This is a genomic window from Faecalibacterium sp. i25-0019-C1 (genome assembly GCF_042854225.1).
In the GTDB taxonomy this organism is placed as follows: Bacteria; Bacillota; Clostridia; order Oscillospirales; family Ruminococcaceae; genus Faecalibacterium; species Faecalibacterium taiwanense.
The window spans coordinates 526,328-541,629 of sequence record NZ_AP031428.1; the positions used below are offsets into that span (position 1 = coordinate 526,328).

Sequence of the window (15,302 nt, forward strand, 5' to 3'; positions counted from 1 at the left end):
TCGCAGAAGGGCAGCTGGGAACAGCTGCTCTTTTTTGTGCAGACGAAAAGGGGAACGACGGCTGTCGTTCCCCTTTGTGCGTTATGGAAAAACTCAGATCTCGGCCAGAATGGCGTCGCCCATGGCGGTGCAGCCAAGGCAGGTGCAGCCCTCACTCATGTTGTCGGCGGTGCGCAGGCCCTTGTCCAGTACCTTGTTCACGGCGGTCTCAATGGCATCGGCCTCCTCGGCCATGCCGAAGGAGTAGCGCAGCATCATGGCGGCAGACAGGATGCAGGCGGTGGGGTTCACGATGTCCTTGCCCGCAATGTCCGGGGCGGAGCCGTGGATGGGCTCGTACAGGCCGCGGGTGCCGTCGCCCAGAGAGGAGGACGGGATCATGCCGATGGAGCCGGTGATCATGGAAGCCTCGTCCGACAGGATGTCGCCGAACATGTTCTCGGTAACGATCACGTCGAACTGGGCGGGGTTCTTGACGATCTGCATGGCGCAGTTGTCCACGAACATCTCGCTGTATTCCACATCCGGGTATTCGGCCTGCAGGCGGTGCATCACGCTTCTCCACAGACGGCTGGTGTCCAAAACATTTGCCTTGTCCACGCAGCACAGTTTCTTGCGGCGCTTGCGTGCGGTCTCAAAGCCGATGCGGCCGATGCGCTCGATCTCGTGCTCCGCGTAGGGCATGGAGTCGATGGCCTGCTTCTCGCCGCTGGCGAGGGTGTGGGTCTCGTGATTGCCAAAGTATACGCCGCCGATCAGCTCACGCACGATGATGAAATCGATGCCCTGTGCCACGATCTCGGGCTTCAGGGGGCTGGCAGGAGCCAGCTGCGGCCAGATCTTGGCCGGGCGGTTGTTGGAGTACAGGCCCATGCCTGCACGCAGACGCAGCAGGCCCTTCTCCGGGCGCTGCTCACCGGGCAGGCCCTCCCACTTGGGGCCGCCCACGGCACCCAGCAGGACGCTGTCCGCGGCAAGGCACTTGTCCAGCTCGTGCTGGGGCAGCGGGTCGCCGTACTTGTCAATGGCTTCGCCGCCCATGGCAGCGTCGGTGTAGTGGAAGGTGTGGCCGTACTTTTCGGCCACCTTGTCAAGCACACGGATGGTCTGCTTGACGATCTCCGGGCTGGAGCAGTCGCCCCAGATGACAGCAATGTTTTTTTCCATGGGAAACTCCTTCTATCGGTTTGAACCCTCTCAGTCAATGCCTGCGGCATTGCCAGCTCCCCCGAAGGGGGAGCTTTTCAGGCGGGTAAGATATTGTTCGTTGTTTATCCTAGAAGAAAATACATTCGGGAAGATGGCAAAAAGCTCGCCCTTTGGGAGAGCTGGCGCGAAGCGCCTGAGAGGGTTACTGCTGCTTCGCCTTGATGGACTTCATCAGTCCACCGGCAGAGATGATCTCCTGGATGAACGGCGGGAAGGGCTCGGCATGGAACACCTTGCCGTTGGTCTCGTCGGTAATGACACCGGTGTCAAAGTCCACGCTCACGGTGTCGCCCGCATTGATGGCATCCACAGCCTCCGGGCACTCCATGATGGGCAGACCGATGTTGATGCTGTTGCGGTAGAAGATGCGGGCAAAGCTCTTGGCGATCACGACCGAGATGCCGGCGGTCTTGATGCACAGCGGTGCGTGCTCACGGGAGGAGCCGCAGCCGAAGTTCCAGCCGCCCACCATGATGTCGCCGTCCTTCACCTTCTTGACGAAGTCCTTGTCGATGTCCTCCATGCAGTGGCTGGCCAGCTCTTTGGCATCCTGCGTGTTCAGGTGGCGGGCCGGGATGATGACATCGGTATCCACGTTGTCCGGGTATTTGAAAACAGAACCTTTTGCGTTCATTGTTGTGCTCCTTTCCGATCAGACCGTGCGGGGGTCGGTGATGCAGCCGGTCAGTGCGCTGGCGGCGGCAGTGGCGGGAGAAGCAAGGTAGACCTCGCTCTTCACATGGCCCATGCGGCCCACAAAGTTGCGGTTTGTGGTGGAAACGCAGCGCTCGCCCTCGGCCAGAATGCCCATGTAGCCGCCCAGACAGGGGCCGCAGGTGGGGGTGGACACGATGCAGCCTGCATCAATAAAGGCAGTGGTCCAGCCGCGCAGGATGCATTCCTTGTAAACGGCCATGGTGGCGGGGATGATGATGCCGCGCACGCCCTTGGCAATGTGCTTGCCCTTGAGCACGTTGTAGGCGGCTTCCATGTCCTCCAGACGGCCGTTGGTGCAGCTGCCGATCACAACCTGATCGATCTTGATGTCCTTGCCCTCGCTGGCAAGGTGGGTGTTCTCGGGCAGGTGGGGGTAGCTGACGGTGGGTTCCAGCTTGTCCAGATCGATCTCAATGGTCTTTTCGTACTCGGCATCCGGGTCGGCCTCAAAGAACACCGGCTCACGCTGGCTGCGGCCCTTGAGGTAGCTGCGGGTCACATCGTCCACAGGGAAGATGCCGTTCTTGGCACCGGCTTCGATGGCCATGTTGCAGATGCACAGGCGGTCGTCCATCGTCAGGCTGGCAACGCCCGGGCCGGTGAACTCCATGGATTTGTACAGCGCGCCGTCCACACCGATCATGCCGATGATGTGCAGGATCAGGTCCTTGCCGGAGACGCGGGGGCCGAACTTGCCCTTGAGCACGAACTTGATGGCAGAGGGCACCTTGAACCATGCCATGCCGGTGGCCATGCCTGCGGCCATGTCGGTGGAGCCGACGCCGGTGGAGAAGGCACCCAGTGCACCATAGGTGCAGGTGTGGCTGTCCGCGCCGATCACGCAGTCGCCTGCGGTCACGATGCCTTTTTCCGGCAGCAGGGCGTGCTCAATGCCCATCTGGCCCACATCGTAGAAGTTGAGGATGTCGTACTTGTTGGCGAACTCGCGGCACTGCTTGGACTGGGTGGCGCTCTTGATGTCCTTGTTGGGCACAAAGTGGTCCAGCACGATGGCAATGTGCTCTTTGTCGAACACACCGTCAAAACCGGCCTTTTCAAACTCGTTGATGGCAACCGGGGTGGTGATGTCGTTGCCCAGCACGATGTCCAGCTTTGCATTGATGAGCTGGCCTGCCTTGACCTCGGCAAGGCCGGCATGTGCGGCAAGAATTTTCTGCGTCAGGGTCATTCCCATGATGGTACTCTCCTTTTATACTTATAGGCGGCTCGCCCTCTCCGTCTGCTCCCGCTGGTCGCATCCACCTCCCCCAAAGTGGGAGGCCTTGGCAGTCCACGCAAAATTACCGGTTTCGCCAGAGGCTCTCCCTTTGGGAGAGCTGTCACCGCAGGTGACTGAGAGGGCGAGGATGTTATTTGTTGTTGATCGCGCTCACCAGTGCCTTGATGCCAGCCACGATGATATCGGTATCCGTACCGGCACCCCATGTGACGGTGTTATCGCCCCAGACAAGGCCGACGTAGGAGGCAGCGCGGGAGGTGGAGCCTTCGTCCAGACTGTGCTCGGAGTAGGTCTCGAGGTGGAACTCCATGCCGGTGGCGCTCTGGATGGCGTTTGCCACAGCGTCCAGACGGCCATTGCCCACCGAGGTGACCACCTTGCGCTGACCGTTCAGCTCCAGTGTGACGGTGGCGGTGATGCCGCCCACCTGTGCAAAGTGGGCTTCCAGAACGTTGAGCGGCTTGCAGCGGTTGAGGAAAGCATCCTCGAAGATGTGCAGCACCTCGTTTGCGCTCAGCTCCTTGTGGCTGTGGTCGGAAACGCTCTTGACCTTGTAGCCCAGCGCCTCACGCATCTTGGGCGGCAGGTTGTAGCCGAAGTTCTGTTCCAGCACAAAGCCGATGCCGCCCTTGCCGCTCTGGCTGTTGATGCGGATAACATCGGCATCGTAGGTGCGTCCGATGTCGTGGGGGTCAACGGGGATGTAGGGGCAGGTCCAGCGGTGTTCGCCATGCTCCTTGCGGTAGGCCATGCCCTTTGCAATGGCATCCTGATGGCTGCCGGAGAAGGCGGCAAACACCAGCTGACCGGCATAGGGGGTGCGCTCGTAAATGTGCATCTGGGTCACACGCTCGTAGGTAGCGCAGATGTCCGGCATATCGGAGAAGTCCAGCTTGGGGTCCACGCCGTGGCTGTACATGTTCATGGCCAGCGTCACCGCGTCCACGTTGCCGGTGCGCTCGCCGTTGCCGAACAGGCAGCACTCCACCCGCTGTGCACCCGCCAGCACGGCCAGCTCTGCGCAGGCCACGCCGGTGCCGCGGTCGTTGTGGGGATGGGTGGAGATGATCACGCTGTCACGGTATTTCAGGTGCTTGTCGCAGTACTCGATCTGGTTTGCGTAGACGTGCGGCATGCTCATTTCCACGGTAACGGGCAGGTTGATGATCATGGGACGGTCCGGGGTGGGCTGCATGATGTCCAGCACGGCATTGCACACATCCACGGCGTAGTCCACTTCGGTGCCGGTGAAGCTCTCGGGGCTGTACTCGAACAGGAAGTTGCCCTCGTACTCCTGACTGAGCTGCTTGACCAGCTTTGCGCCGTCGGTGGCAATCTTCTTGATCTCCTCCTTGCTCTTGTGGAACACCTGCTCGCGCTGGGCCACAGAGGTGGAATTGTAGAAGTGGATCACCGCGCGGGGTGCGCCCTTGACGGCCTCGAAGGTCTTGCGGATGATGTGGTCACGGCACTGGGTCAGCACCTGCACGGTGACATCCTCGGGGATCATGTTCTTCTCGATCAGGGTGCGCAGGAACTCGTACTCGGTATCGCTGGCGGCAGGGAAGCCCACCTCGATCTCCTTGAAGCCGATCTTGACCAGCATCTGGAAGAACTCCAGCTTTTCCTCAAGGCTCATGGGCACGATCAGTGCCTGATTGCCGTCGCGCAGGTCCACACTGCACCATGCGGGGGCTTTTTCAATGTGATCCTTCTTTACCCAGCTGTCATAGCCTGCGGGTACCGGGTAGTAACCCGGAGCGTACTTGGTTGCGTCCATCATTTGCGCGTCCTCCCAAACAATTTACACTTTTGAGGTTTTTTCCTGCCCAACTCCCCCAGTCACCTGCGGTGACAGCCCCCTCTGAGATGGGGCCCTTGGCAGTGCGGTAAAGCTTCCCGTTTCGCCAGAGGTTCCCTCCCCGAGGAAGCTGACTGAAGGAGTTACATACGAAAAGGCTCTCGTCTTTCAAGGCGAAAACCTTGAGAGACGAGAGCCTGTAAAGTTCAAACTACAGGGCACCCGTGGTACCACTCTCTTTGCTGCGCCTTTGGGCACAGCCGCTTTGCACGATCGGCTTTTTGCGGCGAATCGCTGTCCTTGTAACGGTGGACATCCGTCAGAGCCTACTTGTGTGTTCAGCCCTGCCGCTCAGGGGCCAGTAACCGAAACCCTCTGCACCCGCCTTGCACCACCCGGCGGCTCTCTGTACGCAGAAGAAAATCGTTTTTTCCCCGTCAACGCATTTGTGCTTTTTTCAAAGTGGACTAAGTTTAGCATGATTCGCGGGCAGTGTCAAGCAATCTGACTCATTCTCAAAATGAAACAATTTCACAAAATAAGGGGCAGAATTTTCCAAAATTATGCACGAGGCGTTAATGTTAACAATTTGCTAAGTTTTTGGAAAGTTGTGCTCGAATTGCTGTTGCGCCCGGTTTTACTGTGCTATACTACTTGCATCAGGAACCAAAGGAGGAATTGCCACATGAAAGAAGTCAAACCTTCCAAAAAGCCGCTGGCGATCTACTACGCCATTGTGCTGGCGGTCCTGCTGCTGCTCAACCTTGTGCTGCTGCCGTGGATGAGCGAGCGTCAGGTGGAGGAAGTGGACTACGGTACCTTTATGACCATGACCGAGGAAAAGAACATCGGCCGTGTGGATATCGAATCCAACCAGATCATTTTTACCGATAAAGAGGAAAAGCAGGTCTACAAGACCGGCCTGATGAACGACCCGGAGCTTACCCAGCGCCTGTATGATGCCGGAGCACAGTTTTCCAGCGAGATCGTGGAGCAGGGGTCGCCGATGCTCAATTTCCTGATCTGGTTCCTGCTGCCCATCCTGTTGTTCAGCTTCATCGGCAATCAGATGAACAAAAAGCTGATGGAAAAGGCCGGCGGCGGCCCGGGGTCCATGATGTTCGGCGGCGTGGGCAAGTCCAACGTCAAGGTCTATGTGCAGTCCACCCACGGCATCCGCTTTGCGGATGTGGCCGGTGAGGATGAAGCCAAGGAAAACCTGCAGGAGATCGTGGATTACCTGCACGACCCCGGCAAGTACGAGAGCATTGGCGCATCCATGCCCAAGGGCATCCTGCTGGTGGGCCCTCCGGGCACCGGCAAGACCATGCTGGCCAAGGCCGTGGCAGGCGAATCCAATGTGCCGTTCTTCTCTATTTCCGGTTCTGAATTCGTGGAGATGTTCGTGGGCATGGGCGCGTCCAAGGTGCGCGACCTGTTCCGACAGGCCAAGGAAAAGGCCCCCTGCATCGTGTTCATCGATGAGATCGATGCCATCGGTCAGAAGCGCAACAGCGGCAATCTCGGCGGCAACGACGAGCGTGAGCAGACTTTGAACCAGCTGCTCACCGAGATGGACGGCTTTGAGGGCAACACCGGCGTCATCATTCTGGCGGCTACCAACCGCCCGGATTCGCTGGACCCGGCGCTGACCCGTCCCGGACGTTTTGACCGCCGTGTGCCGGTGGAGCTGCCCGACCTCAAGGGCCGCGAAGAGATTTTGAAAGTGCACGCCAAAAAGGTGGCACTGGCCCCGGGCATCGACTTCAACACCGTGGCCCGCATGGCTTCCGGTGCATCCGGTGCGGAACTTGCCAACATCGTCAACGAAGCAGCTCTGCGCGCTGTGCGTGCAGGCCGCAAGAGCGTGACGCAGGCCGATCTGGAGGAGAGTATCGAGGTGGTCATTGCAGGCTACCAGAAGAAGAACTCCATCCTTACCGACAAGGAAAAGTGCATCGTGGCCTACCACGAGATCGGCCATGCACTGGTGGCGGCCAAGCAATCCAACTCTGCCCCTGTGCAGAAGATCACCATTATCCCCCGCACCTCCGGCGCACTGGGCTACACCATGCAGGTGGACGAGGGCAACCACTACCTGATGAGCAAGGAAGAGCTGGAAAACAAGATCGCCACCCTTACCGGCGGACGCGCCGCCGAGGAAGTGGTGTTCCGATCCATCACCACCGGTGCCTCCAACGATATCGAGCAGGCCACCAAGCTTGCCCGCGCCATGCTTACCCGCTACGGCATGAGCAAGGACTTTGACATGGTGGCGCTGGAGACCGTGAACAACCAGTATCTGGGCGGTGACACCTCGCTGGCCTGCTCGGCGCAGACCCAGCGCGAGATCGACCAGAAGGTGGTGGAGCTGGTCCGGGCCCAGCACGAAAAGGCTGTCCGCATCCTGACCGACAACCGCGCCAAGCTGGATGAGCTGGCACAGTATTTGTACCAGAAAGAGACTATCACCGGCGAGGAGTTCATGGAGATCCTGAACCGGGAACCGGCACAGGCCCAGTGACCCCGGCGGCAGAGCTGCCAAAAATTTTTTTTAGCCTGCTGCAATAATCCCGCCGCCGCATCCGTTTATAAGACAGATGCGGCGGTTTTGTATTACACCGCATGGCAGACCATGGTTTTCCACAAAACAAAAATGTGCGGTGCAAAACCGCCGTCAACGGAGGTATTCCAAATGAAACTGAACCATAAATTTGTCCGTACCGTCACCACCACCGCTGCAGTGCTGGGTGCTGCCGCCATGCTGAGCGTGGGCGCATTTGCCGCAGAGGCAGACATCAACGACCCTGCTGCCGCAGGCTATCTGCCCCCGCAGGAGCAGATGGTGCAGGGGGATATCGCCCTGCACAGCGCCGATGTGGCGATCGGCGAAAAGGACCCCACCTACGGCGGCTACGGCGCACCGGAGGGAAACCCCATTCAGGGAAATATCATGCTGATCTCCGGCGATGAGCTGGCCGCCCCGTCCGCAGATGCAGCGGCGAAAAAGAGCGAGGCCCGTTACACCGTCAAGGGCCTGTTCGGCAGAGAAGTGCTGTACACTGCCCGCCAGAAGGACAGTGTGCTGACGCTGGATGTGCCCGCCGGTTCTGCTACTTTCCGCACCACCGTGCAGGACATGCAGACCCTGCTGAACGAGGGCGTGAGCACGCTGGTGGTCCAGACTGAGAAGGGCTCCACCACCCTGAACCTGTCTCTGCTGGTGGAGGGCCAGAAGGGCACCGACCGCGTGGTGCTGCGCCGACTGGGCGAAAACAACACCTTCCTCACCGTGGGCCTGCGCTGCCGCCGCGATTTGATCGTGGGGCGCTGACCGCTGAGATCAAATGATGAAAGGGCTGCTGCACGCAGAGATGTGCAGCGGCCCTTTTTGCGCTTTTCTGTTAAGTTTTTGAAAATTTGCGCAGATGTCTTTGCAAAGTCTGCCGGGAGATGTTATAGTTAAATTGAAACAGTATGCATTCCCGATAGAAAGGAAAAAACGCCATGGAGCATTTTGTGGAGTTTGAGGACGTTTGCAAATACTACCAGACCGGCAGTGTGAAGATCGCCGCCGCAGACCACCTGAATTTCTATGTGGATAAGGGCGAGTTCTGCATCATCGTGGGGCCCTCCGGCGCAGGCAAGACCACCCTGCTGAACATCCTTGGCGGCATGGACAGCTGCGACGAGGGAAACGTCTGGCTGGACGGCCAGAATGTGAGCCACTTTACCGCCAGAGAGCTGACGACTTACCGCCGGTACGATGTGGGCTTTGTGTTCCAGTTCTACAACCTTGTGCAGAACCTGACCGCACTGGAGAATGTGGAGCTGGCCAGCGAGATCTGCCGCGACCCGCTGGACCCCAAAGAGACCCTGCGCGGTGTGGGTCTGGGAGAGCGGCTGAACAACTTCCCGGCCCAGCTTTCCGGCGGCGAGCAGCAGCGGGTGTCCATTGCCCGCGCACTGGCCAAAAATCCCAAGCTTCTGCTCTGCGACGAGCCCACCGGTGCACTGGATTACAAGACCGGCAAGCAGGTGCTGGCCCTTTTGCAGGATACCTGCCGCCGCACCGGCCGCACGGTGATCGTTATTACCCACAACACCGCCCTGACGGCGATGGCAGACCGCATCATTCAGGTGCGCAGCGGCAAGATCGTCTCCAATCAGGTCAACGAGCACCCTGTGCCGGTGCAGGAGATTGAGTGGTGAGAGCTGTGCTGAAAAGTTATCGTAAAAACATCCTGCGGGAAATGAAGGACAACCTGAGCCGCATGGTCTCGCTGTTCGGCATCGTAGCGCTGGGCGTGATGATGCTGACCGGCCTGATGAGTTTTGCGCCCAGCATGCGCATCGCCGGGCAGAAATACTACGTGCAGCAGAACGTGTTCGACCTGCGGGTGCTGTCCACGCTGGGCCTTTCGGAGGAGGACATTGCCGCCATTGCCGCCGTGGACGGCGTGGAGGCTGTGCAGCCGGTGAAATATCAGGACGTGGAGGCCCAGTGGCAGGGCCAGAGCGAGACGGCGGTGGTGCGCCTGCAGCAGCTGCCCGCCGACCCCGGGGCCGACACGGCAGAAAATATGAACCGTCTGGTGCTGCTGTCGGGCCGGATGCCTGAGGCCCCGGACGAGTGCGTGGTGCATGTGATGGGCTACGGCGACCCGGTGGAACCGGGCACGGTGCTCACCCTGCCGGAGGACACCGAACATGTGAGCCGGAAGCAGTTCACGGTAGTGGGCACCGTGCAGGACCCGCAGCATTTTTCCACGGACAAGGAGAGCAGCACCGCCGGTGACGGCCAGCTGGATGATATTGTGTTCCTGCCGGAGGGCAGCCTGACCACGGATTATTATACGGCGTGCTATCTCAAAGTGAAAAATGCCGGCCTGTATGATAATTACTCGGACGCGTATCAGGCAGCAGTGGATGACACAGCCGCAAGGGTAAAGGCCATCAGCGGCGCACAGTGCACGGCCCGGCGGGCGGAGCTGATCGAGGACGCCAGTGCAGAGCTGGCCGACGCCCGGGCCGAGTACAACGACAAAAAAGCCGAAGCAGACCGTCAGTTTGCGGAGGCAGAGCAGCAGCTGGCCGATGCACAGGCACAGCTGGACAGCGCCAAAGCCCAGCTGGACGCGGGCGAAGCGGAGCTTGCCGCCAACAAAAAGGCCCTGCCGGATACCATGCAGGGCGGTGCGGACGAGCTGGTGAGCGGCGAGGAACAACTGCTGGAATTTGAGGATCAGCTGCAACAGATCGAGATGCTGGTGAACCTGAAAAAGGTGGCCGACCCGCTGCTGGGCTATGCCGAAACGGCTCTGCACAACGCACAGAAAGCGCTGGACGAAGCGGAACCTGCCGATGAAGAGTACACCGAGCTGCGGGATGCCCTGCAGAAGGCGCAGGATGCTTACGACAACATCAGCGGCCAGCTGAACGGCTATCAGGCCCAGCTGGACGCGGGCAAGCGCCAGATGTATGCACAGGGGCTGATCTCTTCGTCCAGCCTTTCCAACGAGCAGCTGGTGACTGAGGCAAAGGCAGCACTGCGCCAGATGAAGGTAAAGCTTCTGCAGGGTCAGCTGCAGCTCACCACCGGCACGGCCACAGCCTACACCCAGTTTGATGCGGCACGCACCCGGCTGGACGAAGGCTGGCAGCAGTACAACGACGGCGTGCAGCAGCTGGCCGATTCCCGCGCGGAGTACGAGAGCCGGAAGGCCGATGCCGAACAGCAGCTGGCCGACGGCCTTGCCCAGCTGAACGATGCCGAGGAGCAGGTGAGCCAGATCAAGAGCGGCGAGTGGTATGTGCTGGACCGCAGCTCCACCGTGAGCTTTGTCACCTTTGAGCAGTATGCCGACCGCATGGATGCCATTGCACGGGTGTTCCCGGTGTTCTTCTTCCTGGTGGCGGCGTTGGTGGCCACTACTACTATGACCCGCATGGTGGACGAGAACCGCCTGCAGCTGGGTACTCTGAAAGCTCTGGGTTACTCCAACGCAAAGATCGCAGGAAAGTATCTGTTCTATGCCCTCAGCGCCAGCGTGCTGGGCAGCATCGTGGGCATGGTCATCGGTTTTGTGGTGTTCCCGCTCATCATCTGGTATGCTTACCAGATGATCTTCAGCATGTCCACCTTTACGCTGCACTTTTACCCCGGCATGGCGGCAGCCAGCGTAGCCATCAGCGCGGCCGTCATCGGTTTTGCTACATGGAACGCCTGCCGTGCCAGCCTGAAGGAAAAGACTGCAGCTTTGCTGCTGCCCCGGGCCCCGGTGGCAGGCAAGCGCATCTTTTTGGAGTACATCACCCCACTGTGGCAGCACATGAGCTTCTCCCAAAAGACCACAGCCCGCAACCTGTTCCGCTACAAAAAGCGCTTCTTCATGACAGTGCTGGGCGTGGCAGGCTGCACGGCGCTGCTGCTGATCGGTTTTGGCATTCAGGATTCCATCCTGCCCATCGTGGACAAGCAGTCCAGGCAGCTGACCCACAACGATCTCACCATCTCGCTCAGCGATGAAAAGGCGCTGACCATGGAGCAAGGCCTTGCCGACACGCTGGATAGCAGCAGTGCGGTCCGCAGCTGGGGCGCGTTCTACACAAAGTCCACCACCCTTTATAATGAAGAGGGCGGGAGCGCCGATGTCAGCATCGTAGGCGCGGAGGACGATGCCCGGATGACCGAATACTTCACCTTCCGCACCCGGGTGGGCCACGACCCCATTCCCTTTGAAGAGGACAGCGTGATCCTGACCGAAAAAACGGCCCTGAATCTGGAGCTGAGCGTGGGCGATACGTTCTATGTGGAGGCTGCAGACGGAAGCCGCGTGCCGCTGGTGCTGACCGGCATTACCGAGAACTACATGTTCACCCGGCTGTATCTCTCCAATGCGCAGCTGCAGGCCCTGCTGGGCAGCACGCCGGAGTGGAACACCGTCTACGGCCTGACCGGCTGTACCACCGAGGCGGAGTACAACGCCCTGCGCACAAAGCTGCTGGGCTGCAACTATGTGAGCAGCGTCAGCTTCACCGAGGACACCACCTCCATGTTCGGCAGCCTGATCGGCAGCCTGAACTACGTGGTGGTACTGATCATCGTGTGCGCGGCGGCGCTGGCGGCGGTGGTGCTGTACAACCTGATCAGCGTCAACCTTGCCGAGCGCAAAAAGGAGCTTGCCACTATCAAGGTGCTGGGCTTCTATGACAAAGAAGTGTACCGCTACATCTTCCGCGAGATCGAGCTTTTGTCCCTCATCGGCTCCGGCGTGGGCCTGCTGCTGGGCGTGCCGCTGCACCGGTTCATCGTCCTGACCGTGGAAATGGATCAGCTGATGTTTATTCGCACCATTGCACCCAGCAGTTATCTGCTGGCAGTGGCATTGACGATGCTGTTCACCTTTGTGGTGTGCTTTGCCATGCGGCGGCATGTGCGGCATATCAGCATGGTGGAAAGCATGAAAGCGCCGGAGTGAGTTTACAAAACCTTCATAAAAAGAACATGGTTTCGCAGAAATTCTTTGGTATGATAATGCTACCGACAGGCGGGGCCGCAACCGCCTGAACGGGTAACATGATTCCTCCTTTACCAAACCAAATACCGCAAAACAAAACACCGCGCCTTGTCTGATCCGCAGCAGACAGGGCGCGGTGTCTTGTTTAAACCGTTAAGTTTTCAGCATCTGCGGCAATGGCATCGGCCTGCTGCTGGGTGAGCACGCGGCACTTGACCATCCGCTTGAGCACCACCTGCATCCGCTTGAAGGCAAGCTCCGGGCTGCTGGCGTAGGTGGAAGGCGCGTTGGGCATACCCGCCAGATAGATCGCTTCGGTATCGGTCAGCTGGGCCGGTTCCTTGCCAAAGTAGCCCTCGGCAGCTTCTGCAATGCCATAATACCCGCTGCCAAAATAGATGGTGTTGGCGTACATCTCAAAGATCTGCTGCTTGGAGTAGGTCTTTTCAAGATCAAAAGCAGCAAGCATCTCGGCAGCCTTGCGGGCCAGATGCTTGTCCTGCGTGAACAGCTCGTTCTTGGCAAGCTGCTGGGTCAAGGTGCTGCCGCCCTCGGCCAGCGAGTGGGTGCGCAGGTCGGCCAGCAGGGCGCGTGCAATGGCCCCCGGGTCGATGCCCTTGTGGGTCATAAAATGCTCGTCCTCGGTGCAGATGACTGCGTTAATATAGATCTGCGGCAGCGCATCGTAGGAAGTATAGCTCCCGCGGGCACAGATGGTGTCGTACATGGAAGCCACTGGGTAACTGCTGGCGGCACTGCGGTACAGCTGCCTGCCCTGATAAAAGAACCAGCCGCCTGCCAGCAGCCCGCCAAGCAGCAGGATGCAAAGAACAACGAGCAGGCTCTGCTTTAAAAAATGAAAGAAACGATGCAGCATCGAAAAAACTCCTTTGATGATAAAAAAGAACGCTACCATAATAAACGATTTGCAGGGCGTTTGCAAGGAACAGCTTTAGTATAACAATAAAATTTTAAGGTTTTATCAATGGAAAAATAAAAATTTTCGAAGAAGCAGAAGTGTTACTCCTGTTGGAACTGCACAACGGGATGCTGCAAATGCGGGCTGCCCATCGTGCAGAAAACTCAATTTGAAAAAAACTGGAATTAACCTATTGACAAACTGGGTAAGAGGGAATATAATGCAAACAACAAATCCACAAACCTAGTGGGAAAAAGAAAGCAAAGGTTTTGCTTCCCGGTACAGAGCAGATAGAGGTGCCGGTTTGTAGATGAGTGGGAAAGAGTTTTACGGGAAAGGAGGGCACGGATATGAAGCTGATTTGGAACGACCTGCTGCATGCAAACTTCCGCTGTGGGCGAATGTGCGGTGACCGGGCAGAACATCTTGCTGTGAACTGTACGATGCCCTCTTGCTGTGCACGAATGTGTACCCGAATGTGACGTTGACAGAATCGCTTTGAATTGTGTTTGCCCGGTGCGCTTATGTATCACGCATCGGGATTTTTTTGTATCAGAAAATTATACTAAAAGTACAAATGGAGAGGTAAAATACTATGTCTAACTATAAATTTGAGACCCTGCAGCTTCACGTTGGCCAGGAGCAGGCCGATCCCGCAACCGATTCCCGCGCAGTGCCTATCTATCAGACCACTTCCTATGTGTTCCGCAACAGCCAGCACGCAGCAGACCGCTTTGGTCTGGCAGATGCCGGCAACATCTACGGCCGCCTGACCAACTCCACGCAGGACGTGTTCGAGAAGCGCATCGCTGCTCTGGAGGGCGGCGTGGCTGCTCTGGCAACCGCCTCCGGTGCCGCTGCCATCACCTACACCATCGAGGCACTGGCACAGGCCGGTGACCACATCGTGGCTCAGAAGACCATCTACGGCGGCAGCTACAACCTGCTGGAGCACACCCTGACCCAGTTCGGTGTCACCACTACCTTTGTCAATGCACACGATCTGGCTGAGGTGGAGAATGCCATCCAGCCCAACACCAAGGCCGTCTATCTGGAAACTCTGGGCAACCCCAACAGCGATATCCCCGATATCGATGCCATTGCAGCCATCGCGCACAAGCACGGCCTGCCGCTGGTCATCGATAATACCTTCGGCACCCCATACCTGATCCGTCCCATTGAGCACGGCGCAGATATCGTTGTTCATTCCGCCACCAAGTTCATCGGCGGCCACGGCACCACGCTGGGCGGCATCATTGTGGACAGCGGAAAGTTCGACTGGAAGGCAAGCGGTAAGTTCGGCAACATTGCTGACCCCAACCCCAGCTACCACGGCGTTTCCTTTGTCGATGCAGCAGGCCCCGCAGCCTTTGTCACCTACATCCGTGCGATCCTGCTGCGTGATACCGGTGCCACCATTTCGCCGTTCAACGCCTTCCTGCTGCTGCAGGGCACCGAGACCCTGAGCCTGCGTATCGAGCGCCATGTGGAGAACACCAAGAAGGTAGTCGAGTTTCTGGCAAACCACCCGCAGGTGGAGAAGGTCAACCACCCCTCCCTGCCGGATCACCCGGATCACGCCCTGTACGAGAAGTACTTCCCCAATGGCGGTGCATCTATCTTCACCTTCAACATCAAAGGCGGCCGCGAGGAAGCATTCAAGTTTATCGATAACCTGAAGGTCTTCTCCCTGCTGGCAAACGTTGCTGATGTGAAGAGTCTGGTCATCCACCCGGCTTCCACCACCCACAGCCAGCTGAATGACGAAGAGCTGGCCGAGCAGCAGATCTATCAGAACACCATCCGCCTGTCCATCGGCACCGAGCACATCGATGATATCATTGCCGATCTGGAGGCAGGCTTCGCAGCCGTCCGCGGCGAGTAAATCTTATCCCC

General features: G+C 58.6%; 10 protein-coding genes and 1 other annotated feature. Of the genes, 5 read left to right on the plus strand and 5 right to left on the minus strand.

All coding sequences use genetic code 11. The features are described 5' to 3' along the window. Positions 1-93 precede the first annotated feature (93 nt). From leuB to ACGHUK_RS02525, 4 genes are all read right to left on the minus strand, one after another. Complete coding sequence (leuB, locus tag ACGHUK_RS02510; protein ID WP_097774027.1) at positions 94-1,167, minus strand: 3-isopropylmalate dehydrogenase; 1,074 nt, start codon at positions 1,165-1,167, stop codon at positions 94-96. A gap of 184 nt (positions 1,168-1,351) precedes the next feature. Then, positions 1,352-1,843: a 3-isopropylmalate dehydratase small subunit gene (gene leuD, locus ACGHUK_RS02515; RefSeq protein WP_005942253.1), complete on the minus strand. Its 492-nt coding sequence runs from the start codon at positions 1,841-1,843 to the stop codon at positions 1,352-1,354. Positions 1,844-1,861: 18 nt separating this feature from the next. Then, positions 1,862-3,121 carry a 3-isopropylmalate dehydratase large subunit gene (gene leuC / locus ACGHUK_RS02520; RefSeq protein WP_005942255.1) on the minus strand — a complete coding sequence of 420 codons (1,260 nt, stop codon included), beginning with the start codon at positions 3,119-3,121 and terminating at the stop codon, positions 1,862-1,864. Between the two features lie 175 nt (positions 3,122-3,296). Beyond that, entirely contained in the window at positions 3,297-4,949 is a 1,653-nt protein-coding gene (locus ACGHUK_RS02525) for a 2-isopropylmalate synthase (protein ID WP_390574852.1), read from the minus strand. A gap of 200 nt (positions 4,950-5,149) precedes the next feature. Further along, positions 5,150-5,417: a binding site (T-box leader), on the minus strand. A gap of 235 nt (positions 5,418-5,652) precedes the next feature. Here ACGHUK_RS02525 and ftsH point away from each other — a divergent pair. The 4 genes from ftsH (at position 5,653) to ACGHUK_RS02545 (ending at position 12,448) form a co-directional block, all read left to right on the plus strand. Then, the gene (gene ftsH / locus ACGHUK_RS02530) at positions 5,653-7,491 is read left to right on the plus strand and encodes an ATP-dependent zinc metalloprotease FtsH (RefSeq protein WP_390574855.1); all 1,839 of its coding nucleotides are present in this window, start codon (positions 5,653-5,655) and stop codon (positions 7,489-7,491) included. A 171-nt stretch (positions 7,492-7,662) separates the two neighbouring features. Further along, positions 7,663-8,301, plus strand: a complete 639-nt coding sequence (locus ACGHUK_RS02535; protein ID WP_390574856.1) for a transcriptional regulator, IclR family protein — start codon at positions 7,663-7,665, stop codon at positions 8,299-8,301. 173 nt (positions 8,302-8,474) lie between these two features. Further along, positions 8,475-9,179 carry an ABC transporter ATP-binding protein gene (locus ACGHUK_RS02540; protein WP_223388165.1) on the plus strand — a complete coding sequence of 235 codons (705 nt, stop codon included), beginning with the start codon at positions 8,475-8,477 and terminating at the stop codon, positions 9,177-9,179. Then, complete coding sequence (locus tag ACGHUK_RS02545) at positions 9,176-12,448, plus strand: FtsX-like permease family protein (protein ID WP_390574859.1); 3,273 nt, start codon at positions 9,176-9,178, stop codon at positions 12,446-12,448. Before ACGHUK_RS02540 ends, ACGHUK_RS02545 begins: the two co-directional genes overlap by 4 nt. A 184-nt stretch (positions 12,449-12,632) precedes the next feature. Here ACGHUK_RS02545 and ACGHUK_RS02550 read toward each other — a convergent pair whose 3' ends face one another. After that, complete coding sequence (locus tag ACGHUK_RS02550) at positions 12,633-13,364, minus strand: biosynthetic peptidoglycan transglycosylase (protein WP_390574862.1); 732 nt, start codon at positions 13,362-13,364, stop codon at positions 12,633-12,635. Between the two features lie 637 nt (positions 13,365-14,001). Here ACGHUK_RS02550 and ACGHUK_RS02555 point away from each other — a divergent pair. Continuing rightward, positions 14,002-15,291 (plus strand): O-acetylhomoserine aminocarboxypropyltransferase/cysteine synthase family protein, encoded by a 1,290-nt coding sequence (locus ACGHUK_RS02555; RefSeq protein WP_390574864.1) that lies wholly within the window; start codon positions 14,002-14,004, stop codon positions 15,289-15,291. The last annotated feature ends 11 nt before the right edge of the window (positions 15,292-15,302 follow it).

Excerpts from the sequence above, each read along its gene's own strand:
- leuD (WP_005942253.1), bottom strand. The coding sequence starts at position 1,843 with ATGAACGCAAAAGGTTCTGTTTTCAAATACCCGGACAACGTGGATACC.
- ACGHUK_RS02555 (WP_390574864.1), top strand. The coding sequence starts at position 14,002 with ATGTCTAACTATAAATTTGAGACCCTGCAGCTTCACGTTGGCCAGGAG.
- ACGHUK_RS02540 (WP_223388165.1), top strand. The coding sequence starts at position 8,475 with ATGGAGCATTTTGTGGAGTTTGAGGACGTTTGCAAATACTACCAGACC.
- leuB (WP_097774027.1), bottom strand. The coding sequence starts at position 1,167 with ATGGAAAAAAACATTGCTGTCATCTGGGGCGACTGCTCCAGCCCGGAG.
- ACGHUK_RS02525 (WP_390574852.1), bottom strand. The coding sequence starts at position 4,949 with ATGATGGACGCAACCAAGTACGCTCCGGGTTACTACCCGGTACCCGCA.
- ACGHUK_RS02550 (WP_390574862.1), bottom strand. The coding sequence starts at position 13,364 with ATGCTGCATCGTTTCTTTCATTTTTTAAAGCAGAGCCTGCTCGTTGTT.
- leuC (WP_005942255.1), bottom strand. The coding sequence starts at position 3,121 with ATGGGAATGACCCTGACGCAGAAAATTCTTGCCGCACATGCCGGCCTT.
- ACGHUK_RS02535 (WP_390574856.1), top strand. The coding sequence starts at position 7,663 with ATGAAACTGAACCATAAATTTGTCCGTACCGTCACCACCACCGCTGCA.
- ftsH (WP_390574855.1), top strand. The coding sequence starts at position 5,653 with ATGAAAGAAGTCAAACCTTCCAAAAAGCCGCTGGCGATCTACTACGCC.